The sequence below is a fragment of the Vibrio sp. V38_P2S17PM301 genome (genome assembly GCF_009904845.1).
In the GTDB taxonomy this organism is placed as follows: Bacteria; Pseudomonadota; Gammaproteobacteria; order Enterobacterales; family Vibrionaceae; genus Vibrio; species Vibrio proteolyticus.
This window is the reverse complement of record NZ_WXWO01000035.1, coordinates 1-26,650: the sequence shown is the minus strand read 5'-3', so window position 1 is coordinate 26,650 and position 26,650 is coordinate 1. Positions and strand designations below refer to the sequence as shown.

Here is a 26,650-nt window from a genome sequence, read left to right as displayed (position 1 = left end):
TTGCAGGCTTTTGACACATTGCCGAGTTCTTCTGCAAGATTGAGTAGGCCAGCTTTGTGTTTGATGATTGGGTTGCTAGTATGAAGCATGAGAGTTACCTCTTATTGTCTTTGATTACGGATTCAGCACCTTTAATCAAAGTGGGTAACTCTCTTCTTTTCAAATTGAAGTGTCAGATCTAGTCGGAACTAATACACTTTATGATTATGTTCGAAGGTAGACTTACAGATTATATGTAACCAAGACAGTTACACAGAATTATTTACAGGCTCGCTTAAGTTCCTTACCAGAAAAAGCTCCTTTGGAACACCAATATGATTTAAAGTTCATCAGAGATGTCCCGCTCAATGACTTTTAAATCATCTATGTCTACAAACCCATCTTTTGTCACTTTAAAAATGACACTATCATATTCAACATCAGTATCGTGGATGTCTGAGCACCCGCGATATAGTTCCCAGTCGTACGAATACACAAGTTTGTATCGTTCAGTGTCAACGTACTCGACAGCTTCTATTTTGATACCATTGACATTGTGTGCCGTGTGATCAATATGAGAAAGGTCTGGAATTAGCTTGTATTCGAACTCGCCCTTGTTGGTTATTTAGGCAGTCAAATATCGTTGAACACAAGTGAACTCCATGAACAATCGGCATAGTGATATTATCTATATACATTGAATTGTCTCCAGGACGTCTTGCTTCTATAGCAAAGGGGCTTAATTATTCAATCTCATTTGGTCGAGCAACTCTTCTGCAACGGCTTTTCCTGAACTTGGATTTTGACCAGTAATGACCCGATCATCCGAGATAGCATATGAAACAAATGGTACCCATGCCTTGGTAAATTTTGCGCCACGTGCTCGTAGTTCATCTTCTAGAGAAAAAGGCACCTCCCCGTCTAAGCCAGCAAGCCACTCCTCTCTATTTGAAAAACCAGTTACTTTTTTGTTTTCAACCAACGGCCTACCATTTGAAGTCTTTAGGTTGAGAAGTGCTGCGGCGCCATGACATACGGAGGTAACATATCCACCTTGTGAATATATCCCTTCTGCAATTTTTTTGAGGTCAGTATTATCTTTGAAGTCCCACATTGTGCCGTGACCGCCAGCGAAGTAGATCGCTGTATAGTTTTCCGCACTCAAGGTATTGACACTAAATGTATTTTCAAGCTTAACTTTAAAGTCTGGGTCTCTCAGATGCGCCTTTGCAGCTTTGTCCAGATACAGCCACCCCAGACTTCTATCGTCTAGAGGTGTTTCCCCGCCCTTCGGACTTGCAATTTCGACATCAAATCCAGCACTTTTTACAACATCATAAAAATGTGTTAATTCTGTTAGCCACAAACCAGTTTTATCTTCCCGAGTAGGATAGTCTTCGTGATTTGTAACGATTATCAGAATCTTACGAGTGGTATCTATATTTTCTGTTAGCTTTCTATCATCCATAACGGTGCATCCCATAAGTGTCGTAACAACTAGTACTAGTACCGTCCCAAGTAAGTTTTTTAGAAAAATTCTCGCCATTAACGTTCTATTAATTGAGCCCAACAAAGGCAGGCTTTTACTAAAAACAACAGCTTTATTCAACATCACTTCTTAATCACCTTTCTCGTGAGAAGCTTTGGGATCAGTTAATCCTATTTGACCTAAAACCCTTTTAGCATTGTCAGCGCAATCTATATCAGTTGGCTTAAATTCAATCTCACTGAGTATCTTTGTTAATTGTGCCTTGTTGTCAGCTAACTTCCTCTCCAGCGCTTCTATGTCATTTAACTTTTCTCGAAGAGCCACCACCAGAGAGTGATGATCCCAACGTTCTAAATCAGAAGGCAACAGTTTTTGCAGTTCATCGAGACTAAACCCTGCATTTTGACCAGTAATGATCAGATTTAAAACTAGCTCGGCTTCTGGCGGATACGAGCGGTAGCCATTCGATTTCCTATTTACCTGAGTAAGAAGACCTCTATCTTCGTAGAATCGAATCTTGGATGCAGCTAATCCAGTTCTTTTTGAAAGTTCACCAATTTTCATATATTTATCTTACAAATTTAACGGTAGTAATAGTAAATTTAGTCCAGTTTTTACTTAATGCGATTCAACTATGCAACAGGTACTTTATTTAAAGGAGAATAAGCTGAGATGATGTTACTCTATTACTTCACTCAAAGGCTCAGGTGTGTACAGAGCACTTTGAAACTCGGGAACATATTCGTATTTCAACATCTCACCTAACTTTAAAGACTTTATGTATTCAGACAGGCTTCCATCACTTAGAGTCAAGCTAAATTCATCATCATCTGACGTTGAAGCGTGAGCAAGTTGTCTTGATACGGCATAACCAGAGATTAACTCACCACTTGAATCGATGTTTGTGAAATGATTCGTCACGATTTCTTCAGAATCAGAAACCTCTAACTTATTGCCGGTCATAGTGAGGTCAACTTTCCCAGTTTCACTATCAATAATATTGAACTGAATGGTCTTATCATTGTTGTCGTAGCTAATTTCAGTTAACCATTTAGGTAAATTGTAGCCAACGACACCACGAACTCGGGCTAATTCCGTATCTACTGGAAGCTTTAAAACGTATCCCCAGTAATCTTTAGACATGGATTGTCCGACAAGAGTAAATGGCCCCCAACTAGTATTACCTGGTTTGTTTGTGATGATTGAAAGCGCTAGTTCATTGTAGGTATCATTGTCACAATAGTGGTAGGCGTAGGCAGTAAGGACTACCAGTCCTCGGCCTGGCCAAACACTTAACGGTTGCACTTCGCTGAGTACTTTTTCTGGCATCAACTCTTTTAAACGATCTAAATCAGCGGTAAACACAGCAGTGATTCGCGTGTTTGAGTAATAGAAGTTTGGTGAATATGTTTCGAAACCAGCATCAACCTTAGTTTTTTCTATTCCTTCAAACCAGCTTAGGTCTATTTCTGGTGCTTCTTCGTGTATCACTGATAGAGGCGGGTTAGAACGGTAGCGGTCATACAAGCCATCTTTCAATACCGGTACTTCATGTCCGGCAAGATTGATATTGGTAACGTCTTCATTCTCCGCTGCAAGACTTGGGACTGCAACAAGTGAGCTTAGAAAAAGACCACAAGCGAACCTAGTTTTCTGGGATAAAAGGTCAAATGTCATGTTAGAGTGTATCCTTGATGGTTGTAATGGCTCCTGACTATAATTTACTGAAAAAATTAATGTTTATATTTTCAGAATATAGGATCGAGAGCATTTATATAAAAGCTTTGATTAAAATCCTAACCTTAAACCAAACCTTAAGGTCAATCCTCAAAATTAAATTAAGTGGAATTTATCCTAAACTTTAACAAACCTACCACTGGTCTTTGGTTGCTAACGTTGTCATAAGTCTATCAATATAAAATTCAAGCATTGACTTTAAAGTGCACTTTAACGTTATGCTCCAAATACACTGAAAATTGGAGAGTTAAAGTTTATGCAAACGATATTAGGGTCTAACGGACAAATTGGTACCGAACTTGCGAAGGCATTAAATGAAAATTTTACTGATGAGATAAGACTGGTTAGCCGTAAGCCTAGAAAAATCACTGGCAAAGAAACACTGGTGAGCGCGGATCTTTTAGATGCTGAGCAAACAGACAAGGCGGTTAAGGGCTCTGACATAGTGTATTTTACTGCGGGGCTGCCAATTGAAACTAAGCTCTGGGTTGAACAGTTTCCGATCATGATGCGCAATGTTATTGCTGCTTGTGTCAAGCACAACGCGAAATTAGTCTTTTTTGATAATACGTATATGTACCCACAGACATCCGAGTGGCTGACTGAAACTACTGCATTTCAACCTTACGGAGAGAAAGGCCGAGTTAGAGGACAAATAGCAAATCTATTGCTCGAAGCAATGAGCAGTGGGGAAATTGAAGCCCTGATTTGTCGTGCGCCAGAATTTTATGGCCCAGGAAAAACCCAAAGCATTACTAACGCAACCATTCTAGATAAGTTTAAAGCAGGTGAGTCTGGCAAAGTATTTATTAGTGATAATACGTTAAGAACATTAATATATACACCTGATGCAAGTAGAGCTATGGCTCTTTTGGGCAATACCCCCGATGCTTACGGTCAAACTTGGCACCTGCCATGTGACGACAATCGACTCACTTATAAACAACTAGTGGATTTATCCAGCGAAATACTTGGTAAAGATTGTAACTATAAAGTACTGAAAAAATGGCAATTGAAGCTAGTAAGTTTGGCTAGTTCAACGGTCCGAGAAACCCTGGAGCTACTTCCTCGCTACGAAGTAGATAATCTATTTAGTTCTGTAAAATTCAAGGCTAGATTTCCAGAATTCAAGATAACTACGTATAGAGAGGGGTTAGAGAAAACTCTTCTCTCAAATAAATAACGGAATTGGTCGGAAGCCAAGGAAGCTTACTCAACTCACGATTAACTTAACATGAAAGAGTAAGCTTTTGGCTTTTAGCCGCCTTTCATATTCTTATAATGCAATCTTTTTAATACCAGATCAACGTGCAATCAATAGGTTAATGAAAGTTAACAGAGATCAGATTGCATGATGCCCTATAATTTCAAAAAAAGCTGCTCTCCAAACTCCTTCGGATAACTTTTGATAGGGGAAATTACAAGGATCGAAGTAAGCGAGAACTTTTGCTCTGAATTGCTTTGGGGCATAAATGAGTTGATCATGGCAGTTCAAATTATGCTTACCATGATGTTAGATCATGTTCGAGTCAGGACAGATATGTTTAAGGCATGCGTCCGTCAGATTAAAATGACTACGCAGACTCTAAACCTCACGTGCGATACAACACCTTTACAACATGCCAACCAAATTTGGTTTTCACCAAATGAGGTACTAAAGTCTCTCCAGAGAAGCACACTTTATCGAACTGTGGCACCATTTGGCCTTTACGGAACTCGCCAAGATCGCCGCCGCGTTTACCTGAGGGGCACAACGAATGTTTCTTCGCAAGCGTTTGAAATTTTGCGCCCTTTTTTAGCTGTTTAATGATGTCTTCAGCTTGTTCTTTGTGTTTCACCAATATATGCAGTGCTGCTGCTGTCTGTGCCATGATAGACCCCGGTTAAATGCAATGGCGGGGATTGTAGCCTAAGTTTTGGTGTACTTCACCCTGTGCGGAGCTTTGCACAGATCAATAAAACCGCACTCAGTCCGGTTATTGCTTGCAGGCCGATTTCAACCTGACCAGGATTCGGGTAACATGATTCATAAGTATCAGTTTTGAGAACCGTTATGGCAAAAACAATCAGTAAAGCAAACCAGTCTCAAGGCATGTTGATGTTCACACTCAACATGCAAAAGCAGCTGTTTGCTATTGGCACCCTCAAAGTTCGGGAAATTGTGCCTTATATGCCAACGACTCAGATCCCCTATTCTCATCATCTGGTTGTTGGTACGGTAACGATTCGCAATCTAACGATTCCGGTCATTGATATGGCCGCAGCGATAGGATTTCGCGCGATTCAACCGGAAGAGTATAAAAATTGCTACCTTATCGTGACCGACTGCCTGAGAACCGTAGTGGCGTTTATGGTCCGCTCGATAGAAAAGATTATTGAGTGCAACTGGCGCACAATTGAAGCGGCCCCCACCAGTGCCGGGCACAACATATTTGTCACGGGCATTACCCGTTATGAAGACAAAATCGTGCAGATGCTGGACGTTGAACTGTTGCTGTCTAAGATTTACCCGCAGTACGAGTCGGCCAAAATCCCGATGCTGACAGACATTGAGCGCGAGCGCCTGAAAGCACTCAATATTCTGCTAGTAGACGACTCTTCCATCGCACGTAAGCAATTGTCCGATGCACTCGACAGCATCAATATCCCTTATCGGATCTGTAAGAATGGGATGGACGCGATTGAGTTGATGCGTGATGCCGCCGCACAGGGTGAAGCGATAGATTTATTGGTGAGTGATATTGAAATGCCGGGGCTGGATGGGTACGAACTCGCATTTGAAACTCAGAACGACAAGTCGCTAAGTCAGGCTTATATTATTCTGCACACATCCCTTTCCAGCGAAATCTGCCTTGACCGAGCTCATCAGGTCGGGGCGCACGAAGCATTGGAGAAATTCAACGCTGGCGAATTGATTGAAGCCATGCTGAGAGGCGCAGCGACACTTGAAAGCAATCGTGCCACTGCGTAATGTCCCTAAGCTCTGGGTGCAAAACCCAGAGCTTCTCGCTGCGCTTTGTTGAGCGAACGGCCGACAAGTTGATATGAGCGTTCACACAAATCTGCGACCATACCGTCCTCTACATCCCCATTAAAATAGACCGTAATCCAATGACGCTTGTTCATGTGGTAACCCGGCGTTATATCACTGAATTGGGAAGTCAGCACCTCGCCATCTTCCGGCTTTGCTTTCAGCGTGACGTACTCTTTTCCTTCCCGTTCAGCCAGGATGGCGAATACTTTGCCGCGAACTTTGAATACTAACGCTTCCGGGCCGAACGGATATGAACCTTCAGCACCCATATACTGATTAAGCTGCAGTTCCAACTGACTGATTTTCATGTGCTCTCCTGACATTTATTCGAACTGAGCCAGCCACACTTTAAGGATTTGGTTGACTTGCTTTTTCTGGCTGGCAGTAAGACTTTTTACCAACCGGTGCTGCACGTCAAGGTGTTCATGAATGATGCTGTCGATAAGTGTGAAACCGTCAGGTGTCAACTGAACAGTGACGCTACGGCGGTCTTCTTTACTGTGTTCACGGGCAATCAAACCTTTTGTTTCCAGCTTATCAAGACGATTTGTCATTGCACCTGAAGTCAGCATCATCGAATCAATCAATTCTGAGGGAGTAAGCCGATAAGGTGCCCCACTACGGCGCAGAGTGGCCAGCACATCAAACTCACCAAGTTTCAAATCATACTGCTTATGCAGATCAGCAACCTGACCTTCCATGTACTTGGCGATGCGCATTAATCGCCCCATAATGGCCATCGGTTCGGTGTCCATTTCTGGTTTCTCTCTTGCCCACTGATCCACCAAACGATCAATTGCGTCCATCAAATATTCTCCGCCTGTGATTTATTGTAGCGGTGAATATCTTAACATAAAGATACTTTACAAACAGAACTTTTAGCGCTACATTCACCACAAAATTATCTCGATATAAAGATATATTTAAATGAATATACTACTCGCAATGATCCCCGCGTTTTTCTGGGGAACGACGTATGCGGTAACGCAGTTCACTCTGCCCGATTGGCCGCCACTGTTGCTGGGTGCACTCCGTGCGTTACCCGCTGGATTGCTGTTGCTGCTGGTTCGGCCCTCTCTGCCTAAAAAACAAGACTGGCAGATTCTGTTTGTGCTTGGCCTGATCAATATTGCCACGTTCTTCGGCTTGATATTTGTTATGGCGCTGACTCTGCCTTCGGCCATATCAGGTGTTGGAATGGTGTCCGTCCCGGTTTTTGCCATGCTGTATCATTGGTTGGTCAGCAAACGCCGTCCGAACGGTATTCAAGCAAGTTGCGGTGCAGTGCTGATCGTTCTCGCGTGGTTCTTGTTTGATCCCGGATCCATCTCGCTCAACCCCATTGGTTTAGGCGCAATGTTTGCTGCCATTATGTGTATTGTGATTGGCAGCAGCATCACCAAATCTCTGGGCAATCGCATGCATTGGTGGACAGTGCTCACCTGGCAGCTGATCCTTGGAGGAATCATTCTGAGCATCGCATCTGGTGTGCACGCAATCATGGTACCACAGCAATACGCGAACGTCGTTGAACACTTCTCGCTGCGTAATTTGGGCGGCCTGATGTGGGTTATTGGTCTCAATACCGCGCTCGGCTACGGCATGTACGTTTGGCTGTTACAGCGTATGTCAGTGGTGGATTTCACCTTTGGCGGCATTGCGAACCCGATTGCCGGCATCGTCACTGGCCTGCTATTGATGAACGAATCGTTCAGCCCGTTCCAGTACAGCCTGATGATCGGCATGATTGTCATGTCTCTATTGCCTCAGGCCATCATGGCACTTCGCCACCCAAAGCGCGAAAATAACCAAGCTACCCAACACTGATCCCCCCCTTTTCACAGGCTCCAATCACGGAGCCTGATTTCGTTAAAACACGAAAGATTCTGCTTATCATGTCAACACAGATCAAATTTTTACACCTCTAAACAAATCATCAAATCACACACTAAGCCATTGTTATAAAACAACTTAATATCCTATCCACTCAACACAAGCATGGTTATCGATCAAAATTATCATTTGAACTCTAATGATAATTGAGGCATTTTATATTTAATCGATCGTTCAATTAAAAATAAAAAGGACCTGACAATGCCAAAAGTCGGTATGCCAGACATCCGAAAACCACAACTGGTGAATGCCACCATGACCGTGATTGAACGTGTCGGTCTACACAATGCCAGCATCTCCCTGATCAGCAAGGAGGCCGGCGTGTCGACTGGTATTATCAATCATTACTTCGGCGGCAAACATGGCCTTCTGGAAGAGACCATGCGCGCCATTCTGCGTCAGTTGTCCGAAACGGTAACCTCTCGGTTAAGAGTTCTGCCCAAAGAAGCGCATCTACAACGTATCAATGCCATCATCGACGGCAACTTCGTCGGTTATCAGGCAGAAAATAAAGTCGCGAAAACCTGGCTTGCATTCTGGTCCTACTCGATGCATGACCCAGAATTAAAGCGCCTGCAGCGAGTGAACGAGAAACGTCTGCTTTCTCACTTACGAATTGAATTAAAAGCGTTGTTGCCGGGTGATACCGCAGAGATGGTTGCGCACGGCATTGCATCACTGATTGATGGTATCTGGCTGCGCGGGGCGCTCAACCCCGACGGTATTAACGCAGATAAAGCCCGAACCATCATCAACGATTATCTGGACAAACAACTCACGTTTTACGCCGGCCAGGCTCACTGATTGAGCCTCCGGTCGCCAGACGAGAGTTATGACAACTCCATCATTAAATCAAAATAAATTAAGTCAGCATGCATATGGAAAAGAAATCACAATACATCAACGGTCAGCACACTGAAGCGACCTCAGGCGAATGCTTTATCAGCTACAACCCAGCCAACGGCGAAGCCATCGCAGAAATCGGTCAAGCGTCGGCATCCGACGTGGAAGCAGCGATCGAATCAGCGCAGCGTGGATTTCAAGTTTGGTCTGCCATGACACCAGTAGAGCGCAGCCGCATTTTGCTCAAAGCTGTCGAAATCCTTAGAGCACGAAATGACGAACTGGCAAAGCTGGAAGTACTCGATACAGGTAAGCCTCTGCAGGAAGCCACCGAAGTGGACATCGTGACGGGTGCCGATGTCATTGAATACTTCGCTGGTCTGGCACCTGCTATGCAAGGCGAACAACAACCGCTGAGTGAAAACCAGTTCTTCTACACCCGCCGCGAACCACTTGGCATCTGTGCCGGTATCGGCGCGTGGAACTACCCGATTCAAATCGCGATGTGGAAATCCGCCCCTGCTCTGGCCGCCGGTAACGCCATGATTTTTAAACCGTCAGAAGAAACCCCACTGACCGCATTGAAACTTGCAGAGATCTTCACTGAAGCCGGCATGCCGGACGGCGTTTTTAACGTAGTTCAGGGCGACTACCGTGTCGGTCAGATGCTGACTGCCCACCCTTTGATTGCAAAAGTGTCGTTCACGGGTGAATCCGGTACGGGTAAAACCGTCATGTCTGACAGCGCAAAAACGCTCAAATCCGTGACGATGGAACTGGGCGGAAAATCGCCAATGATCATCTTTGACGATGCTAACCTGGATCATGCTGTTTCTGCGGCCATGGTGGCTAACTTCTACACTCAGGGTGAAGTGTGCACCAATGGTACGCGCGTTTTTGTTCACGAAAGCCTGTATGGCCGTTTCATCGAGCAACTGAAAAGCCGTACCGAGAAGCTGATTGTCGGTAACCCTATGGACATGCAAACCCAAATTGGCGCGCTGATCTCGACAGAGCATCTTGAAAAAGTACTCGGCGCTATTGAAGCCGCGAAAGCCAGCGGCGCGACGCTGCTGACCGGTGGTTACCGCGTCACAGGTCACGGCCTGGAAAACGGTAACTTTGTCGCACCAACAGTGTTTACGGACTGCAACGATGACATGCCTCACGTGCAAAACGAAATTTTTGGTCCGGTGATGTCGGTGTTGACGTTCCGCGATGAAGACGAAGTAATTCGCCGTGCGAACGATACCGATTATGGCCTTGCCGCAGGCGTGTTCACTCAAAACCTGTCACGCGCTCACCGTGTTATCCACCAGCTTCAGGCGGGTATCTGTTGGGTCAACACCTGGGGTGATTCTCCAGCAGAGATGCCGGTCGGCGGTTACAAACACTCAGGCGTCGGCCGAGAAAACGGGCCGGAAACCCTACTCCACTATACCCAGACGAAAAGCGTGCTGATAGAGCTCGGCGACTTCGCCAGCCCTTACGCTTAAACCTCCGGAGAACAACAACTATGCAACTACGCTACGATTATATTATCGTCGGCGCGGGCTCGGCCGGCTGTGTGTTGGCCGATCGTCTCAGCGAATCCGGCGAGCATAGCGTCCTGCTGCTGGAAGCCGGCGGCACAGATCGCAGCATCTTTATCCAGATGCCTACTGCACTGTCGTATCCGATGAATACGGAAAAGTATGCCTGGCAGTTCGAGTCGCTACCTGAGCCGGGGTTGGACGGACGCCGCCTGCACTGCCCACGGGGTAAAGTGCTGGGTGGCAGCTCATCCATCAACGGCATGGTGTATGTGCGTGGTCATGCCTGCGATTTCGACGAATGGGAAACCCATGGCGCCACTGGCTGGAACTATCAGGCTTGTCTGCCCTACTTCCGCCGCGCGGAAACCTGGATTGGCGGAGAAAACGAATACCGAGGTGGCGCTGGGCCACTTGGCACCTGCAACGGCAATGACATGCAGTTAAATCCCCTGTATCAGGCATTTATTGATGCGGGTCAGCAAGCGGGCTACCCGGACACCGACGATTACAACGCCTACCAGCAGGAAGGTTTTGGGCCGATGCACATGACGGTCAAAAACGGTGTTCGTGCCTCCACATCAAATGCCTATCTGCGCCGTGCGTTGAAACGCCCGAACCTGACGCTGATGAAAGGCATTGTGGCACGCAAAATCTTGATGGAGAACCGCACTGCGTATGGCATTGAATTCGAAAAATCCGGCAAAGTGATGAAAGCTTTCGCCGCACGTGAAGTGATCTCCAGTGCCGGTTCGGTCGGTTCACCGCAACTGCTTCAGTTGTCAGGCATCGGCCCGAAGACTGTACTGGAGAATGCAGGTGTCCCTGTTGAGCATGATCTGCCAGGCGTGGGTCAAAACCTTCAGGATCACTTAGAAGTGTATTTTCAGTATGAGTGTAAGCAGCCGATCACGCTTAATAGCAAGCTGGGTTTGGTCAGTAAAGGGTTGATCGGTACAGAGTGGATTCTGACTCGCAAAGGGCTGGGTGCCACTAACCACTTTGAGTCTTGTGCCTTTATCCGCTCACGCAAAGGTCTGAAATGGCCAAACATTCAATACCACTTTCTGCCTGCCGCAATGCGTTATGACGGCCAGGCAGCATTCGATGGACACGGCTTCCAGGTTCACGTCGGTCCGAACAAACCGGAAAGCCGCGGTCACGTAGCCATTACCTCAAGTGATCCGCACGTTAAACCGGAGATCCTGTTTAACTACATTTCCACCGAGCAGGATAAGCAAGACTGGCGGGACTGCATACGCTTGACCCGTGAAATCTTGTCACAACCGGCGATGGATGCATACCGGGGCACGGAAATTCAGCCAAGCGTTGAAGTGACATCAGACCAAGTGATCGACCAGTGGGTGAAAGAGAACGTGGAAAGCGCATATCACCCGTCATGCACCTGCAAAATGGGCAGCGACAACGATCCAATGGCTGTGCTGGATGAGCACTGTCGGGTCCGCGGGATCAACAACCTGAGAGTGGTCGATTCTTCTGTCTTCCCGACCATTCCAAACGGCAACCTGAATGCGCCTACCATCATGGTGGCCGAGCGCGCAGCCGATTTCATTTTAGGTAAACCCGAATTGGCGCCATCCAACGTGCCCGTATGGATTGCACCTGACTGGCAGGACAAGCAAAGACTTCATCCGCCAGTAAGAGAGCTGGAAGACATCTCTTAATTTTTAGCACTTTAAAGTCAGTAATCATTACAAGGAAAAATCATGTCTACGACGAAAAAAACTCTGCTCACCTTCGGACTGTGTTCGATGACGGCCTTTGGTGCCTACGCCAACCAATGTGAAACCGTGCGTTTTGCTGACGTTGGTTGGACGGACATTACCGCGACCACCGCCGTCACCACCGAACTGCTGAAGGGCATGGGCTACAAAACCAAGATCGACCTGCTGTCGGTTCCGGTCACCTACTCTTCAATGGCCAACGGTGATATTGATGTCTTCCTTGGCAACTGGATGCCAACCATGGAAGGCGACATTGCCAAGTATCGCGACGCAGGCACGGTAGAAACACTGCGCGCCAACCTTGAAGGCGCTAAGTACACACTGGCCGTACCAAAATACGTGTACGATGCTGGCGTGAAAAGCTTCGCCGACATCGCCAAAAATGCCGACAAATTCAAAAGCCGCATCTACGGCATCGAACCTGGCAACGACGGCAACCGCCTGATCCAATCCATGATTGACTCTGATGCCTTCAAACTGAACTCATTCAGCCTGGTAGAGTCAAGCGAAGCGGGCATGGTTTCGCAGGTTGCACGCGCAGTACGCCGCAATCAGTGGATTGTTTATCTGGGCTGGGCACCGCACCCAATGAACAGCAACATCGATATGGAATACCTCGACGGTGGTGACGACTACTTCGGTCCGAACTATGGCGGTGCCAGCGTCTACACCAACGTGCGTAAAGGTTACACTTCCGAATGCCAAAACGTCGGCGGATTGCTGCAAAATCTCAAGTTTAGCCTTGAGATGGAAAACGAGTTGATGGAAGCCATCCTCAACCAGAACCAAAAACCAGCCCAAGCGGCACGTGCATGGCTGAAGAAACACCCAGAACAGGTACAAACCTGGCTTAAAGGCGTGAAGACGCTCGACGGCAAAGAGGCGACTCAAGCCGTAACAACGTATCTGGACAACGCATAAGACATACAGGAGACGGTGGATGCAAATCCACCGTCCAAAAGGTAATACCGTGAATATAATAACTGACCACAAAATTCCCCTAGGCCAATGGATGGAGACCGGTGTTGACTGGCTAACCATGAACGCTTCCGGCCTGTTTGATGCGATTTCGTATTTCTTAGAGACTGTGATTTTATTCCTGGTCGACGTATTTAAATGGATGCCCCCTGCACTGCCTATCGCTATCACGGCAGCGCTGGCGTGGTATCTGCATCGCAAAGTATCTCTGGTCGTTTTTGTTGTCGCCGCACTACTGTTGATACTCAATCTGGGCTACTGGCAAGAAATGCTGGAAACCTTTGTCCTGGTGTTTGCAGCGACAACGATTTCCGTATTAATTGGCGTACCTCTTGGGATCATGGCATCCCATCGACCCTGGTTATACACCCTGTTGCGGCCAATTCTGGACCTGATGCAGACCGTACCGACCTTTGTCTATCTGATCCCAACACTGGTTTTGTTCGGCTTAGGCATCGTACCGGGCTTGATTTCAACGATCATATTCGCCATCGCCGCCCCTATCCGACTCACCTATCTGGGAATGACACGTGTACCGGAAGAACTGGTGGAAGCGGGCAAAGCCTTCGGAGCCAGCCGAATGAAATTGCTGTTTAAAGTGGAATTGCCTGCGGCGCTCCCAAGCATTATGGCCGGTATTACTCAATGCATTATGTTGTCGCTATCTATGGTAGTAATCGCTGCTCTGGTAGGGGCTGACGGGCTGGGCAAACCCGTAATCCGAGCCCTGAACACCGTGAACATTTCTCAGGGTTTCGAAGCGGGCTTAGCGATTGTGTTGGTTGCCATCATTCTCGACCGCCTGTGTAAAACTCCGAATCAGAATAACAAAGAGGCCTAACCCATGGACGCGATTACAATTGAACAACTGGACGTCGTGTTTGGCGACGCTCCGCAAAAAGCACTGACGCTGCTGGACTCAGGTTTAAGCCGCCAGGAAATCATCGATCAGACCGGTCAGGTCGTCGGTGTCGACAACGTCAGCATGTCCGTCAAAGAAGGCGAAATTTGCGTGTTAATGGGCTTGTCCGGCTCAGGTAAATCCAGCCTGCTGAGAGCAGTAAACGGGCTCAATGCCATCAGCCGTGGTGCGCTTAAAGTGAAAGACGGAGACAATCAGGTTGACTTAGCACAGTGTGACGAAGCAACTCTGCGTCAACTGCGCACCCACCGTGTCTCGATGGTTTTTCAGAAATTTGCTTTGATGCCATGGCTGAGCGTACTCGACAACGTTGCATTTGGCCTGGAAATGCAGGGCGTCAGTAAAGCCGAGCGCCGTAAGCGCGCTCGCACACAGTTGGAAATGGTCGGCCTGGCGGAATGGGAAGACAAGTTCCCTCACGAATTGTCCGGTGGTATGCAGCAACGTGTCGGTCTGGCACGTGCCTTTGCGATGGATACCGATATCTTACTGATGGATGAGCCGTTTTCCGCGTTGGATCCACTTATCCGAGCGCAGCTCCAAGATGAGCTGTTGGCGCTGCAAAGCAAGCTGAACAAAACCATTCTGTTCGTCAGCCACGACCTGGATGAAGCGCTGAAAATCGGCAACAACATCGCAATTATGGAGTCCGGCCGTCTGATTCAACATGGCAAACCGGAAGAGATCGTTCTGACTCCCAAAACTGAGTATGTAAAAGACTTCGTTGCCCACACCAACCCGCTCAACGTGCTAAAAGGCCGTTCTCTGATGCAACCAGTCACAGCACTGGAACAGCAGGGCAACCGCTGGAAGGTTTGTCAGAGCAGTGAAACTTGGGTGGAGTCGGATAACTCGGCATTTAATGTCCACAGCGATAGCGATCTGACGCTGGTGCACTGGGACGACAGCATGAGCCTGGAGGACATCAATTCAGACATGCTGCTGGCCGCAACACCAGACATTGATATGCGAGACGCGATTGAACTCAAGCATCGCAGCGGCCACCCAATCCTACTGGTTGAAAATCAGCAACTGGTGGGGGTACTGGACGACAGCGACTTCTACAACGCGCTACTTGGGAATTACCAAAGCGAACACGCGGCGTGATCTGTCAGGCGGCCGAGACACGTATGACTGACCAAGTATTCATCCGTAATCTTGAGTCAGAACAACCATATGGCACACGTAAAATGTCATCTGGACAGTAAGATTTGTCCGGTATGCCAACGACCGTTTTACTGGCGCCGGAAGTGGCAACACTGCTGGCAAGACGTCAAGTACTGCTCTGAACGTTGTCGTCGTACTCGCCAGAAATCTGCCGACAAGCACTAAATTCAAGGCCGCTCATGCGGCCTTACTCATTTACCAGGGTAACTCGCTCCCATCGTACGCCAGAAATCGCCCGCTATCTGTCGCCTTCAAAGAGCTGAGCACAGTCAACAAATCGCGAGCCACCCGTTCGGGTGTAAACAACTTATCAGGTGCAACCTTAACCTTACTTTGAAATGGCGCCGACAACGGCGTATCTGTGGTTCCAGGATGCAACGTCACCACCACACTGGCAGGCAGGGTTCTTGACCATTCCAAAGCCAGTGTTTTAATGATCATATTCAAGGCCGCTTTCGAAGCTCGATAACTGTACCAACCACCTAACCGATTGTCTGAAATACTGCCTACTCTGGCGGACAACGCTGCGAGCAGTGGCTGACGGCTGCCTTTGAGCAGAGGACGAAAATGTTTAGCCAGTAGCAAGGTCGGCAGCGCATTGACCATCATATTATGCATAAAGAAACCCGCTTCAACGGACTGACTGTTCTTCTCCGGCATCTGACCATCACAATGCAGCAGCCCGACGGTATTGATGATCCAATCCAAACGGGTCATGGATAAAGCCACCTGCTCGATCGAAGATTCATTTTCCACGTCCATCCGATGCCAGATAAGATTAGCGGCCACCATTTCCGGGCATTCACGGCGATAAGTGGCATGCACATTCGCACCAGGAAATCGTGATAATGCCTCCTTAACCAGCGCTCGGCCAATCCCGCCATTTCCGCCAACAATCAGAATCTCCATGTAGCACTGTTCCCCTTACACCTTACAAACTCTCAAGTCGTTGTAGATTCTTCTCTGCAGTAGCAAGAATAGCATCCTGAGCCTCCGCCGTAAGTTTGTCCCAATTGCGGTAGATCATGCCGATCCTCGGGTTATTTGCCAGTTGGTCGCGATGCTTGACCATAAATCGCCAATACAGACTGTTTAGCGGGCAAGCGAGATCACCACTGCGCTCTTTCACTCGATAGCGACACGATGAGCAATAGTCGCTCATCCGATTAATGTAAGAGCCGCTGGCCGCATACGGTTTTGTCGCAATGATGCCGCCATCGGCAAACAACGCCATCCCGCGAGTGTTAGGCATTTCTACCCACTCCAGAGCATCGACATAGATGCCCAAATACCAGGCATCCACCTGATCCGGATTGAGCTCGGCGAGCATGGAAAAGTTCCCGATCACCATCAGGCGCTGTATATGATGGGCATACGCATAGTTAAGCGACTGCGACACCGCATGATGGACGCAGTTCATGTGTGTTTGTGCGTTCCAGAAGTACTCTGGCAACGGTCGGCCGGCATTAAGAAGATTGCGCTTCGCATAACTCGGCATATTTGCCCAGTAAATACCGCGTACGTATTCCCGCCAGCCCACGATCTGTCGAACGAAGCCTTCAACCTGAGCCAGGCTGATAGCGCCTTTGGCATGATGGAAGGTATCAATCGCTGCCTCAACCACTTCGAGCGGCGAGAGCAGCTTGCAATTCAGTGCGAATGACAGGCGACTGTGGTACAAACTCCACTGGCTCGGATGCTGGCACGTCATCGCATCCTGAAATCGCCCGAAGTTTGGCAGGCAGACCTGGCAAAAATGCGCCAACTGTGTAAGCGCCTGAGCCCGGCTAACCGGCCACAACAAAGCCACCTCGGCCCGGCCAAAGTTGGCGACCTGATGACGCTGTAGTCGCTCCAAGATTTCACTGACGTCATTGGCAAACTGCAAAGGTTGAGGCAATGACTCAAGGTCGCTGATCTTAAGTTTATTACGATTCTCTGCATCAAAATTCCACTTCCCACCCAGCGGTTTGCCTTGCTCATCCATCAACAGATCAAATCGGGTTCTCATGCGGCGATAGAAATGCTCCATCAGTACGTGCTTTCCACACGGAAACTGCTGGTCAATCTCATCAAAATTCAACAGGAAGTGCTCGCTGTCCACACAGTCGACAACCACTTTGGGCGGCGAAAAATCGGCCAACTGAGTCAACAACCTGTACTCATCCGGCCGCTGATATTGTAACAGTTCGGCCCCAGCCAGCTGACAGACGTCAGCCAACAGCTCTGTCAGAGCCCGGTAGCGTGCAGTCTGGTCCAAATCGAGGTAGTGCACCTCATGACCGGCCTCTGTCAGCGCATTGGCAAACTGACGCATGGCCGCCAAGAACGCACACTGCTTCTGAACATGATGCAGGACATAATTCTGCTCCTGGTGCAGTTCCGCGATGACGTATAATGTCTGCGGGTCAACCTGCTCGAACCAGGAATGTTGGTGATTGAGTTGGTCGCCGAGAATGAATCGCACACGCCGAAATTTCATTGCGAATTCCCCGGGTATTCCCGCGGCCAGTCAGCCACATCTCGCCCGTCAATACCGGTGACAGTCTCCCGCCCCTTCCAACGTTGAATAAATCGCTGTTTCGGGTCATACATCTGAGTCTACTTCTCCAAATCAAAATGACGATGCCCTCTTGGGTCGGCGCCCACTCCTGCTAGATATTGCCAATTTCCCCAGTTTGAGGCCACATCGTAATCAATCAATTGCGATTCAATAAATGCCTGTTTTTGCCATGATAAATATGAGTAACTTTTTCTAATGATTACGCATTTTTTTTGGTTTTGATCATGTTTAACTGCAACAAATTAATGATAACGTCAGAGATCGAAAGTCACCGGAATATCAGACATCAAATAAATGTCTAATTCCTCTCAAAAACCCTACTAATACTAAAGAAAATAGCCAATTTTTAGGGTAACCTACGCGTTCTAATAAAGGATTGCCTGACAATAACGACAGATGGCCAACGACGAGTTTAAAAAATCCACTGCTAACCTACGGAAAGCAGTGCCGCTGATGATGAAAAATCATGTCGCAGCGACTCCTGCAAATTATGCGCTTTGGTATACCTATGTTGACAATGCGATTCCACAGTTGACAGTGGAAATGGATAACGTATTGGACAAGCTGGGTATTTGCCCGCCAGCAACCAACAAAATGCTGTACAACAACTATGTAGCAACCAAAGCCGAGACCAGTATTTCGGATCTGCGTTCGAATATCGAAGTGCTGGTGCACGAAGTCTCCAGCACCATGTCAGACACGCTGGATGATACGTCTGCATTTTCCACGATGATTGATAAGAAAATTGATCAGCTCGAAGCAGCGCATAACGGAAACATGTCCATTGAAGACGTGATGGGATTAGTACGTGATTTGGTGACCGAATCACGTGAAATTCGTCATTCCACTCGTTTTCTTAACAGCCAGCTCAACACGGCCAGTGGCGAGATCCGTCGCCTCAAAGAGCAATTGGCTGAGGTACAGCAGGACGCGCTATTCGATAGCCTGTCCAGCCTTTACAACCGCCGTGCGTTTGATGAAGATCTGGAAACGCTGTGCGCGGCCAACCAGAATCTGAGTCTGATCCTGCTCGATATCGACCATTTCAAAGGCTTTAACGATACCTATGGCCACTTATTTGGCGATACCATCATTAAGAGTCTCGCTCGTCGCTTGCAACTCTCCTGCCGTGAAGGCATTACCGCCTATCGTTATGGCGGTGAAGAGTTTGCCGTGATTGTGCCGAACAAATCACTGCGAATCACACGCCAGTTCGCCGAAACACTGCGCCGGGCCATTGAAAAGCTGTCAATCAAGAATAAACGTACTGGCGATCCGGTCGGCAATATCACCGCGTCGTTTGGTGTCGCTGAGCTGGAAGCGGGTGAAAGCGCTTTGTCTCTGGTCGACCGGGCAGATCAGCAGTTGTACGAGGCCAAACACCTCGGCCGAAATCGCGTTATGCCAGTCTAGTCCAACGGCCCCGCTCAGTACGATAAGTACTGAGCTTCATCAACGTCATCAATCTGCTCGGGCTTTAAAAATGCCCGCGCGTATTGCATGTATACCCCTGACTCAATAAACAAACGAAATAAATCCGGGTCGATGTGCTCATCGGCCACCATGCGCGTCATGATTTGCAGCGATTCCGATAAGGTCTTGGCTTTTTTATAAGGCCTATCTGTACTGGTCAGCGCCTCAAAAATATCGGCTATCGCCATAGCCCGTGCAGTCAGTGGCATCTCGCTCGCTTTTAGCCCCAGTGGATACCCCTGCCCGTTCATCTTCTCATGATGCCCACCCGCGATTTGCGGGATTCGGCGCATGTGACTCGGAAACGGCAATGACTCCAACATCACAATGGTCTGTACAATGTGATCATTAATGATAAAGCGCTCTTCTTCATTCAACGTCCCGCGCTTGACCGACAAATTATACAACTCACCCTGATTCGCCTGATATTGCGTTGGCTGGAGGTTAAAACGTGCGTCACGAGTCCGATCGCCTTTCCACGCAATCAGGTGTTCTGGTTTGTCTTCCAGCAAGTGTTCAAAGTCTGGGGTTTTCACTGTGGATTGGGCCAGTCTGTCGCTCTCTTCCCATAACAATCCGAGTGACTTATCCATGGTCCGCAACCATTTTCGTTGTGCGATGCGTTTAAGCCGCTCAACATCTTCGTCCATTACAAACTGCTCGCCCTGATTGAGGTCCGCGATAAAGGCAAACTCCTCGTCCAGTTCACCCATTCTTTGCTCCATTTCTTGCATCGCTTCATCAGGCAGTACCGGCGGTAGAAATCGTCTGCATACTTCCAGTTCCACATCGCGCTTAAGCACCTCAAACCGGGTACGTATTTCATGAATCCGGTTGTAGATGGTCTCCAGTTTGGTGGCTTTGTCGACCACATGCTCTGGCGTGGTGATCTTGCCACAGTCGTGTAACCACGCCGCGATGTGTAACTCTTCGAATTGGTTGGGGCTCATCGAAAATGCTTTGAATGGCTCACGATCGGAATCATGCGCCGCCTTACTCAACCATTCAGTTAGCACCGGGACACGTTGACAGTGGTTGCCAGTATATGGGGATTTGGTGTCCATCGCACTCGCCATCAACTTGATGGTTGAATCCAGTAACGCCTTTTGATCTTTGAGTAACTTGCGCGTATCAAGTGTCACCGATAAATAACTGATCAACATTTCGATATAGTGGGTATAGCGCTCCAAATACTGCTGTCGCTGCTCTCCTTTGTACAATACCCCAAAAGTGCCGATGACCTGACGCTGTCGGTCCAGCAAAGGATAGAAGACGTAATCGCCCTGCTCACCGGATTTAAGCACCGACGACGGCATACCTCGCACCTTGTTACCGCCCAGTACCGTGCGTTGTTTGGCAATAAAAACATCGCGAACAAAATGACTGGCGCGTTGAGTAGGCATGTTTTTCTTTTCGAATGCACTCAGCTCCAGAGGATCTGCCTCCTCCCACCAAACATGCCGGGGCTTCAGCAGATGATGTTCGGAATCCAGCAGATACAGAAAGACGCCTTTGGCTTCGATCGCATCACTCACTTCGTCACACACCATATGCAGCAGTTTGTCAGTGTCCGCTTCATGCGCAATCCGGCTGGTCAGCATCACAAAGCGTTGCAGTGTCGCCTGCATACTTTGTAAGGATGAACGCAACTGATAAATCTCTCTGACGCGCGAGTAAATGCCATTTTCTGTCGAAAAATCGAGCCGTTCGATCGCGCGTGCCCGATTCGTTTCCTGGCGAATCGGCTTTGCTATCATCTGCGAAATCAAATACGCCAACGGAATCACAATTAAAATCAGAGCAACCGACAAATACACGGTATTGCGTCGAATCACTTGTGCCTGGTGCAGCAGCTCATCCGATTTTGCCGCCATCAGCAAATGTAATGTTTTACCTGGGTAAAACTCCACATCCGCCAGCGCGCCGAACCACTGCTCCCCATTGTATTCAAACTCACCCAGAGCGTTGGTTTTAGATTGCTGTTGTACCGCGCTGGTGATCATCGGGGAGTTGAGATCACTGAGATAAATGCGGCGATTGTTGAGACTACGGTTCTGAACGTCAAAATAGCTCGGGTCGCTAAAGGCATAAACCTGTTGGTGATCATCAAACAGCACCCTGACAGAAGACTTTTCTACTAAGGTTTCTCGCAGCGAGTCGGAGAGATTCTGCAACAGTACATCGGCTGCAAACACGGTACCATTTGCGGCTTTACGGTGGATGGTTAGCCCCACCTTTTGCAGTCGATAGAAGAAATACGGATCTGAGATGCGCGCTTCCTCAACTACAGATTGCTTGAACCAGTCCCGCGTACGGGGATCAAAGTTGTCGGAGGGTTCAGTCGTCCGGTACAGTTCATGAAAATCCGTGTCATAAAACGCCATAACAAAGCGGTTGGAATACACGCTGGAGCTGGCGGCAACGAAACGGGCATGTGCTGGTGCCTTCATGTCCTCTTTGTATTGCGGTGTGCTCAGGTGGCTCACCACAAAAAAGTCACCATTTGGATAACTGACGGTGTAAGAGGTGATGTGAGGGTACTCCAGTAACAAGCTGCCAATTTCATACACGTATTCAATCCGCTGGTTAAAAGAGCTGGCACTGGCTAAGTTACCTTGTCGGAACGCACTGATGGCGGACAAGGCAGGATCATACTGAGCTTTCAGTGTGCCGTGTGTTTCGCTGGCAATCCGAGAAAAGATTTTTTTATTTGCCTCAAGCAGCACGCTTTCCATACTGCGGTTAGTGAGCCAGATTTGCGTCAGGCTCATACAGAGGATCAACACCACAAACAGCGTCGATATGTGTATGTGCAACGGAAAAGAAAAACGTTTCTTATAGTCGACCCTGATCATTGCGGCACTCCGTCTCTGTTCATAAAACTTTAGTACAGACTGGGAGTTAGCGACTTTTTTCACCATAACAGCTGTCGTGAAATTGCGACTGAAGGAATTTTGGCGCCGTGCCACTGGTATATGTCGGCGAATTCTTAGACCTCTTCGGCGTTTTTGACACACTTAAGACAATGTTTTTCATAAGGTTGTCTATACTGGCAAGGCCAATCTTTCAGTTACCTTGGAGTACAAAATGAAGAAATCCTATCTATTGGTGGGGCTAGGGGCAGCCGCTGCACTGCTGGCAGGTTGTTCGAATGAACCTGATAAATACGACGTAAAAGAGTATACCTCTATCGCTAACCCGGCTTCGGTGTACTGTGTTCAACAAGATGGCAAACTGGAAACCGTCACCGAGAACGACCAACGCGTCACCTACTGTGTTTTCTCTGAAAATGACCGCACTGAACAGTGGGAATACTACCGCGAACATCAGAAAAAAGCCGACAATACATCGATGCAAGACGCTCAGTAATCGATCACCTGGCAAGAATGAGAAAAGGACACCATCAGGGTGTCCTTTTTCGATTTGACCTCAGCGAGTTCCCCACCAGCGCCTAACAGCCCAGCCACACTCACCAGTGCTGGTGCTTTCGCATCATTCAAGCGATCACTGACACTCTTCAACGTATCACGCGTCTGATAAAATACGGCCTGATGCCGATTTGTGACATTGTCACGAAAGCAGCGATTCTGATAACCTTACAGAAACACACGATAAAGTGTTAACTGATCAACCAGCGCAAATAGCTGCCCGCGCTCGCCTGCATACGGATAAGGCGCAGCCACGTGTTGGGCCTGACTGGGCTAATGTCCAAATGCAAACCATGCTGCGCGCAACGCTCAATCAAAAGACGCAGTAACCCCTGCTCGGGCATCTGCTTTTCGACCATCAAAATCCGTTTCAGATGGTAATCAGTAGACACCAAGGTAACCGCTATCGTTTGACTGGCATTGACCACGCCAGATGAAAGCAGCGTTTGTGCCATGCAGGTCATGTTCTCAATCGTATTGGTTGAGCGCTGCTCGATCACAACCTGAGCGGGCGGGAAATCCCATCCTGTTTCCAGGCACAAAGACTCAAACCGCGTTTTCATCGCCGCCGATTCAGATTGTGTTTGACTATCGCTGTAGCCGCCGCATATTGCCAACACCGTACGATTCACATCGCAATGACTCAGCGCTTCAAACGCGGCGCAGATTCTCGCTTCGCCTTCAGGCGTTAACTGATTGCCGACCAAGCGTTTACCCAACACGATCACTAAGCGGTCTATCATACCCATTCCAATGTAAAGGCCGATTTGTCCCATTATTGCAGAGCATGGCAACCCAACCGAGTTTTGCGTTGCTTTTTCTCGATTCCCGCCACATACTCGGGCCAGACCGGAGTGAGTTGTTAAGTATGATGCGTTGTAAACTGTTTCGCGCAGGCCCGTTTTTATTGGTGGTGATGTTGATGTCGCTGATGACATCTGCCTTGCCACACCTAAAAAATGAGCGTGGCGAAGCAAGGTTCACCCCAGAGTCACTGACCGAACAACACCATTCCTCTCACTGGTTAAACGAAGCGTTTCATCTCCAACAAGCGATTCTTCCTGCTGCCAATTCACGCCACTATGGCAAAGCGCCGGATGAGAATACGCTCTCAGCCGACAGTGATTTACTCAGCGATCTGACCAATCTGGCTTGCGTGATTTTACTGCTCGCGACTCTGATCTCTGTCGTGTTGCGTCAGGTCGTATGCCGAGACCGACACTGGCATAAACGCTATCGATTCCTGCACCTGCAATACCGCTACTTACAGGCCTGATAACCGCTTTACCTCGCTATTTGTTCCCATTTCAATTTCAGGTAAGCCTATGTTTCATTCTGTAATCAATATTGTGGATGCCTTGTGGCATCAAAACATCGACGCGCTGACGCAAACCAGCATGCTTTCTTTATACGTGTGTATCGGGGTAATCATCTGGTTAGAGAGCGCTTTTCTACCCGCGGCTCCTCTGCCTTGCGACAGTGTCATTATACTCAGTGGCAGCCTTGCCGCACTCGGCGTCATCGACTTGTACACCATCATTGCGGTGCTGACGGTCGCCGCCTGGCTGGGCAGTTTGCTGGCGTATTATCAGGGGCGTCAACTGCAATACTGGCCGCGTGTAAGACAATGGCTCACACACGTTCCCGAGCAACATCTCACCACTACCGACCGATTGCTGGGTAAGTACGGCTTGGTGGCACTCTTTCTGGCACGCTTTCTGCCGGTTGTGCGTTCCTTAGTGCCTCTGGTCATGGGTCTACGGGAACAAAACGGTTACCGTATTATCCATCTCGCCGCCATCAGTTCAGCATTATGGATTGCCATTCTGGTCTTGCTGGGATATAGCCTTAAGTTCCTGCCAGAATCGTTGTCCAAACCCGTAACGATGCTACTGATGTTGGCCCCTTTGTTCACGCTCGCCATCGGCATTATCAGCGTGACGATTGGCTGGTGGATGAAAAAACGCACTCGTGCCTGAAGCCACCGGCTTATCATTATGGCTCAGCTCGTCTGAGCCATCCCTCCCCCGCAGAAACAATGATCGCTCAAGCATTTTTTAAGTAACCTCAAACTTCGTCGGTATTTGCACCTCTGTCGTTGTGCTAACGTGGTTTAGCCTTGCTCAATAAACGGCCAGTTGACTAAATGTTCTCTGTAGGAAAGCAGGCGAAGGTCAATGACACACCATGAGAAGTCTGTCAGACCACCAGAGAGCAAAAAGCCTGACCAACAACTAAAATTTATAAATAACCAGAAGCACTTATTCGCACAACCCACCTGATGCTCAGTACTGTTGTATCGCTGTGGTTGCCCTTAGCACTGTCGTAGTAGGTAAAAATTATATGCTGTCAATATTCGATATTTTCAAAATTGGCGTCGGCCCTTCCAGTTCTCACACCAATGGGCCTATGATCGCAGGTTATCAGTTTACCCGCCTTATAGAGCCTCAACTCCGGCTCGTTGAGCGTATTCAGGTCGATCTTTACGGTTCATTATCTCTGACTGGTAAAGGTCACCATACGGATCGTGCCGTCATTCTCGGTCTGCTGGGTAACCGTCCGGACACCATTAAAATTACCAGTGCCAATGAAGCGATGCGCACCGCCATTGATGACGGCAAACTCGCGTTGTCCGGCGACAAAATCATCACCTTCAACTACGACAGTGACATTCTGTTCCATCGTGACAACCTGCCGTTGCATGAAAACGGTATGACGATTACAGCATTTGACCAGCACGGTAATCAGGTTGGTTTCGAAACCTATTACTCGATTGGCGGCGGTTTCATCGCCACCGCCGATGAACTTGAACACGGCAGTAAAGAAGAGAGCGTCAGCGTGGAGTACCCGTTCAGTAGCGCCGAAGAAATGCTGGAGCTGGCTGAACAAAACGGGCTGAGCCTGGGCGGCATGGTGCTGCGCAACGAATTGGCGTTTCAAGACATGGATACCATTGACCAGAAGGCGGAGCAGATTTGGCGGGTCATGAGCCGCTGTATGGAACGTGGCTTTGAAACCGAAGGTATTCTGGAAGGAGGACTGAACGTAACACGCCGGGCCCCCAACCTGCTCAAAAAGCTTGAAGCGAACGCCGCTATCGAAAATGACCCAATGGAAATCATGGACTGGATTAACCTGTTTGCCTTTGCCGTCAGCGAAGAAAATGCAGCGGGCGGTCAAGTGGTCACGTCACCGACAAATGGAGCCGCGGGCGTAATACCTGCGGTTTTAATGTACTACCACCGCTTTATCAAAACACTTGATACCAAACAATTGAAAGATTTTTTGGCCGTCGCTGGAGCCATCGGGATCCTGTACAAAACTAATGCATCGATTTCCGGAGCTGAAGTCGGTTGTCAGGGCGAAGTTGGCGTGTCTTCCTCCATGGCGGCCGCGGGCCTGACAGCACTGCGTGGCGGCAGTAACGAGCAGATGTGCATCGCTGCAGAAATCGCCATGGAGCACTCACTGGGTATGACCTGTGACCCAATCGGCGGATTGGTGCAGGTACCGTGTATAGAACGAAACGCCATGGGTGCCGTCAAAGCCATCAATGCATCCCGAATGGCACTCAAACGAACCAGTAAATGCCTTATTTCTTTAGATAAGGTCATTGAGACTATGTATCAAACCGGTAAAGATATGAATAAAAAATACCGAGAAACATCACTGGGTGGTCTCGCTATTATTCATATGGCACCACCATGTGAATAAATACCGCCTTCAAATATCTCCCCCATAAAGGCAGGCAGCACCTGCCTTTATTATTTAATAATTACAATAAAATAAATAAACAACGAAAAATTATTAATTATTTCTTCCTGTTTTATTTTTAAATAAACCATTTAAATAAGCGATAACAAAAAC

The 26,650-nt window shown here is 48.2% G+C and carries 25 protein-coding genes and 1 pseudogene; 15 read left to right on the top strand and 11 right to left on the bottom strand.

From position 1 onward, the window contains the following. Window positions 1-718 precede the first annotated feature (718 nt). From CAG64_RS08160 to CAG64_RS08150, 3 genes are all read right to left on the bottom strand, one after another. Window positions 719-1,591, bottom strand: a complete 873-nt coding sequence (locus CAG64_RS08160) for a type 1 glutamine amidotransferase domain-containing protein (RefSeq protein WP_237668422.1) — start codon at window positions 1,589-1,591, stop codon at window positions 719-721. A 6-nt stretch (window positions 1,592-1,597) separates the two neighbouring features. Next, entirely contained in the window at window positions 1,598-2,032 is a 435-nt protein-coding gene (locus tag CAG64_RS08155) for a MerR family transcriptional regulator (protein ID WP_161489296.1), read from the bottom strand. A 114-nt stretch (window positions 2,033-2,146) separates the two neighbouring features. Beyond that, window positions 2,147-3,145, bottom strand: coding sequence for an acetoacetate decarboxylase family protein (locus CAG64_RS08150; protein WP_161488413.1), 999 nt, complete (start codon window positions 3,143-3,145; stop codon window positions 2,147-2,149). Window positions 3,146-3,461: 316 nt separating this feature from the next. Between CAG64_RS08150 and CAG64_RS08145 the strand changes: the two genes are divergently transcribed. After that, window positions 3,462-4,388 (top strand): NAD-dependent epimerase/dehydratase family protein, encoded by a 927-nt coding sequence (locus CAG64_RS08145; RefSeq protein WP_161489295.1) that lies wholly within the window; start codon window positions 3,462-3,464, stop codon window positions 4,386-4,388. A 409-nt stretch (window positions 4,389-4,797) separates the two neighbouring features. Here CAG64_RS08145 and ppiC read toward each other — a convergent pair whose 3' ends face one another. Then, complete coding sequence (ppiC, locus tag CAG64_RS08140; RefSeq protein ID WP_021705080.1) at window positions 4,798-5,076, bottom strand: peptidylprolyl isomerase PpiC; 279 nt, start codon at window positions 5,074-5,076, stop codon at window positions 4,798-4,800. Between the two features lie 182 nt (window positions 5,077-5,258). Here ppiC and CAG64_RS08135 point away from each other — a divergent pair, with 182 nt between their 5' ends. After that, window positions 5,259-6,176 carry a chemotaxis protein gene (locus tag CAG64_RS08135; RefSeq protein WP_161447426.1) on the top strand — a complete coding sequence of 306 codons (918 nt, stop codon included), beginning with the start codon at window positions 5,259-5,261 and terminating at the stop codon, window positions 6,174-6,176. A gap of 5 nt (window positions 6,177-6,181) precedes the next feature. Here the strand turns inward: CAG64_RS08135 and CAG64_RS08130 are convergent, their stop codons facing one another. Together CAG64_RS08130 and CAG64_RS08125 are read right to left on the bottom strand one after the other, a co-directional pair. Next, window positions 6,182-6,547 (bottom strand): MmcQ/YjbR family DNA-binding protein, encoded by a 366-nt coding sequence (locus tag CAG64_RS08130; RefSeq protein WP_161447429.1) that lies wholly within the window; start codon window positions 6,545-6,547, stop codon window positions 6,182-6,184. A gap of 15 nt (window positions 6,548-6,562) precedes the next feature. Continuing rightward, window positions 6,563-7,045, bottom strand: coding sequence for a MarR family winged helix-turn-helix transcriptional regulator (locus tag CAG64_RS08125; RefSeq protein ID WP_161447431.1), 483 nt, complete (start codon window positions 7,043-7,045; stop codon window positions 6,563-6,565). Window positions 7,046-7,166: 121 nt separating this feature from the next. Here CAG64_RS08125 and CAG64_RS08120 point away from each other — a divergent pair, with 121 nt between their 5' ends. The 8 genes from CAG64_RS08120 to CAG64_RS08085 all read left to right on the top strand — a co-directional run bounded on the left by CAG64_RS08120 (window position 7,167) and on the right by CAG64_RS08085 (window position 15,484). Further along, window positions 7,167-8,066: a DMT family transporter gene (locus CAG64_RS08120; RefSeq protein ID WP_161447433.1), complete on the top strand. Its 900-nt coding sequence runs from the start codon at window positions 7,167-7,169 to the stop codon at window positions 8,064-8,066. Window positions 8,067-8,333: 267 nt separating this feature from the next. After that, window positions 8,334-8,936 carry a transcriptional regulator BetI gene (gene betI, locus CAG64_RS08115; protein ID WP_161488467.1) on the top strand — a complete coding sequence of 201 codons (603 nt, stop codon included), beginning with the start codon at window positions 8,334-8,336 and terminating at the stop codon, window positions 8,934-8,936. A gap of 74 nt (window positions 8,937-9,010) precedes the next feature. Beyond that, the gene (betB, locus tag CAG64_RS08110) at window positions 9,011-10,471 is read left to right on the top strand and encodes a betaine-aldehyde dehydrogenase (protein WP_161488468.1); all 1,461 of its coding nucleotides are present in this window, start codon (window positions 9,011-9,013) and stop codon (window positions 10,469-10,471) included. A 20-nt stretch (window positions 10,472-10,491) separates the two neighbouring features. Then, window positions 10,492-12,192 carry a choline dehydrogenase gene (betA, locus tag CAG64_RS08105; RefSeq protein WP_161488469.1) on the top strand — a complete coding sequence of 567 codons (1,701 nt, stop codon included), beginning with the start codon at window positions 10,492-10,494 and terminating at the stop codon, window positions 12,190-12,192. Between the two features lie 42 nt (window positions 12,193-12,234). Beyond that, a complete protein-coding gene (locus CAG64_RS08100) occupies window positions 12,235-13,173 on the top strand; it encodes a choline ABC transporter substrate-binding protein (protein ID WP_161488470.1) in 939 nt (312 codons plus the stop codon). Window positions 13,174-13,222: 49 nt separating this feature from the next. Further along, on the top strand, window positions 13,223-14,071 hold the full coding sequence (choW, locus tag CAG64_RS08095) for a choline ABC transporter permease subunit (RefSeq protein ID WP_040902519.1): 849 nt from the start codon (window positions 13,223-13,225) through the stop codon (window positions 14,069-14,071). A gap of 3 nt (window positions 14,072-14,074) precedes the next feature. After that, window positions 14,075-15,259 (top strand): choline ABC transporter ATP-binding protein, encoded by a 1,185-nt coding sequence (choV, locus tag CAG64_RS08090; RefSeq protein ID WP_161488471.1) that lies wholly within the window; start codon window positions 14,075-14,077, stop codon window positions 15,257-15,259. A gap of 69 nt (window positions 15,260-15,328) precedes the next feature. Then, a complete protein-coding gene (locus CAG64_RS08085) occupies window positions 15,329-15,484 on the top strand; it encodes a DUF2256 domain-containing protein (RefSeq protein WP_161451796.1) in 156 nt (51 codons plus the stop codon). A 30-nt stretch (window positions 15,485-15,514) separates the two neighbouring features. Here CAG64_RS08085 and CAG64_RS08080 read toward each other — a convergent pair whose 3' ends face one another. The 3 genes and pseudogenes from CAG64_RS08080 to CAG64_RS24090 all read right to left on the bottom strand — a co-directional run. Further along, complete coding sequence (locus tag CAG64_RS08080; RefSeq protein ID WP_161488472.1) at window positions 15,515-16,228, bottom strand: SDR family oxidoreductase; 714 nt, start codon at window positions 16,226-16,228, stop codon at window positions 15,515-15,517. 22 nt (window positions 16,229-16,250) lie between these two features. Beyond that, the gene (locus CAG64_RS08075; protein WP_161488473.1) at window positions 16,251-17,801 is read right to left on the bottom strand and encodes a cryptochrome/photolyase family protein; all 1,551 of its coding nucleotides are present in this window, start codon (window positions 17,799-17,801) and stop codon (window positions 16,251-16,253) included. Continuing rightward, a pseudogene (locus tag CAG64_RS24090) lies at window positions 17,798-18,058 on the bottom strand (FAD-binding domain-containing protein); the annotation flags it as partial. The pseudogene CAG64_RS24090 and the gene CAG64_RS08075, both read right to left, overlap by 4 nt. A 220-nt stretch (window positions 18,059-18,278) precedes the next feature. Here CAG64_RS24090 and CAG64_RS08065 point away from each other — a divergent pair. Next, on the top strand, window positions 18,279-19,295 hold the full coding sequence (locus tag CAG64_RS08065) for a GGDEF domain-containing protein (protein ID WP_021705067.1): 1,017 nt from the start codon (window positions 18,279-18,281) through the stop codon (window positions 19,293-19,295). Between the two features lie 14 nt (window positions 19,296-19,309). On the opposite strand, the gene CAG64_RS08060 is transcribed toward CAG64_RS08065, so the two are convergent. After that, the gene (locus CAG64_RS08060; protein ID WP_161488474.1) at window positions 19,310-22,210 is read right to left on the bottom strand and encodes an HD domain-containing phosphohydrolase; all 2,901 of its coding nucleotides are present in this window, start codon (window positions 22,208-22,210) and stop codon (window positions 19,310-19,312) included. Window positions 22,211-22,442: 232 nt separating this feature from the next. On the opposite strand from CAG64_RS08060, the gene CAG64_RS08055 reads away from it, so the two are divergent. Next, window positions 22,443-22,724, top strand: a complete 282-nt coding sequence (locus CAG64_RS08055) for a putative hemolysin (RefSeq protein ID WP_021705065.1) — start codon at window positions 22,443-22,445, stop codon at window positions 22,722-22,724. A 250-nt stretch (window positions 22,725-22,974) separates the two neighbouring features. Here the strand turns inward: CAG64_RS08055 and CAG64_RS08050 are convergent, their stop codons facing one another. Further along, the gene (locus tag CAG64_RS08050) at window positions 22,975-23,526 is read right to left on the bottom strand and encodes a YdcF family protein (RefSeq protein WP_161488475.1); all 552 of its coding nucleotides are present in this window, start codon (window positions 23,524-23,526) and stop codon (window positions 22,975-22,977) included. Window positions 23,527-23,651: 125 nt separating this feature from the next. Here CAG64_RS08050 and CAG64_RS08045 point away from each other — a divergent pair, with 125 nt between their 5' ends. The 3 genes from CAG64_RS08045 to CAG64_RS08035 all read left to right on the top strand — a co-directional run bounded on the left by CAG64_RS08045 (window position 23,652) and on the right by CAG64_RS08035 (window position 26,497). Then, window positions 23,652-24,059, top strand: a complete 408-nt coding sequence (locus CAG64_RS08045; protein ID WP_161488476.1) for a hypothetical protein — start codon at window positions 23,652-23,654, stop codon at window positions 24,057-24,059. Between the two features lie 49 nt (window positions 24,060-24,108). Continuing rightward, window positions 24,109-24,762 carry a DedA family protein gene (locus CAG64_RS08040; RefSeq protein ID WP_161488477.1) on the top strand — a complete coding sequence of 218 codons (654 nt, stop codon included), beginning with the start codon at window positions 24,109-24,111 and terminating at the stop codon, window positions 24,760-24,762. Window positions 24,763-25,126: 364 nt separating this feature from the next. Then, on the top strand, window positions 25,127-26,497 hold the full coding sequence (locus tag CAG64_RS08035) for an L-serine ammonia-lyase (protein ID WP_021705061.1): 1,371 nt from the start codon (window positions 25,127-25,129) through the stop codon (window positions 26,495-26,497). Window positions 26,498-26,650: the final 153 nt, after the last annotated feature.

Bases quoted from the DNA above. Each gene is read 5' to 3' on its own strand.
- CAG64_RS08160 (WP_237668422.1), bottom strand. From the start codon at position 1,591: ATGTTGAATAAAGCTGTTGTTTTTAGTAAAAGCCTGCCTTTGTTGGGC.
- CAG64_RS08155 (WP_161489296.1), bottom strand. From the start codon at position 2,032: ATGAAAATTGGTGAACTTTCAAAAAGAACTGGATTAGCTGCATCCAAG.
- CAG64_RS08150 (WP_161488413.1), bottom strand. From the start codon at position 3,145: ATGACATTTGACCTTTTATCCCAGAAAACTAGGTTCGCTTGTGGTCTT.
- CAG64_RS08145 (WP_161489295.1), top strand. From the start codon at position 3,462: ATGCAAACGATATTAGGGTCTAACGGACAAATTGGTACCGAACTTGCG.
- ppiC (WP_021705080.1), bottom strand. From the start codon at position 5,076: ATGGCACAGACAGCAGCAGCACTGCATATATTGGTGAAACACAAAGAA.
- CAG64_RS08135 (WP_161447426.1), top strand. From the start codon at position 5,259: ATGGCAAAAACAATCAGTAAAGCAAACCAGTCTCAAGGCATGTTGATG.
- CAG64_RS08130 (WP_161447429.1), bottom strand. From the start codon at position 6,547: ATGAAAATCAGTCAGTTGGAACTGCAGCTTAATCAGTATATGGGTGCT.
- CAG64_RS08125 (WP_161447431.1), bottom strand. From the start codon at position 7,045: ATGGACGCAATTGATCGTTTGGTGGATCAGTGGGCAAGAGAGAAACCA.
- CAG64_RS08120 (WP_161447433.1), top strand. From the start codon at position 7,167: ATGAATATACTACTCGCAATGATCCCCGCGTTTTTCTGGGGAACGACG.
- betI (WP_161488467.1), top strand. From the start codon at position 8,334: ATGCCAAAAGTCGGTATGCCAGACATCCGAAAACCACAACTGGTGAAT.
- betB (WP_161488468.1), top strand. From the start codon at position 9,011: ATGGAAAAGAAATCACAATACATCAACGGTCAGCACACTGAAGCGACC.
- betA (WP_161488469.1), top strand. From the start codon at position 10,492: ATGCAACTACGCTACGATTATATTATCGTCGGCGCGGGCTCGGCCGGC.
- CAG64_RS08100 (WP_161488470.1), top strand. From the start codon at position 12,235: ATGTCTACGACGAAAAAAACTCTGCTCACCTTCGGACTGTGTTCGATG.
- choV (WP_161488471.1), top strand. From the start codon at position 14,075: ATGGACGCGATTACAATTGAACAACTGGACGTCGTGTTTGGCGACGCT.
- CAG64_RS08085 (WP_161451796.1), top strand. From the start codon at position 15,329: ATGGCACACGTAAAATGTCATCTGGACAGTAAGATTTGTCCGGTATGC.
- CAG64_RS08080 (WP_161488472.1), bottom strand. From the start codon at position 16,228: ATGGAGATTCTGATTGTTGGCGGAAATGGCGGGATTGGCCGAGCGCTG.
- CAG64_RS08075 (WP_161488473.1), bottom strand. From the start codon at position 17,801: ATGAAATTTCGGCGTGTGCGATTCATTCTCGGCGACCAACTCAATCAC.
- CAG64_RS08065 (WP_021705067.1), top strand. From the start codon at position 18,279: ATGGCCAACGACGAGTTTAAAAAATCCACTGCTAACCTACGGAAAGCA.
- CAG64_RS08060 (WP_161488474.1), bottom strand. From the start codon at position 22,210: ATGATCAGGGTCGACTATAAGAAACGTTTTTCTTTTCCGTTGCACATA.
- CAG64_RS08055 (WP_021705065.1), top strand. From the start codon at position 22,443: ATGAAGAAATCCTATCTATTGGTGGGGCTAGGGGCAGCCGCTGCACTG.
- CAG64_RS08050 (WP_161488475.1), bottom strand. From the start codon at position 23,526: ATGATAGACCGCTTAGTGATCGTGTTGGGTAAACGCTTGGTCGGCAAT.
- CAG64_RS08045 (WP_161488476.1), top strand. From the start codon at position 23,652: ATGATGCGTTGTAAACTGTTTCGCGCAGGCCCGTTTTTATTGGTGGTG.
- CAG64_RS08040 (WP_161488477.1), top strand. From the start codon at position 24,109: ATGTTTCATTCTGTAATCAATATTGTGGATGCCTTGTGGCATCAAAAC.
- CAG64_RS08035 (WP_021705061.1), top strand. From the start codon at position 25,127: ATGCTGTCAATATTCGATATTTTCAAAATTGGCGTCGGCCCTTCCAGT.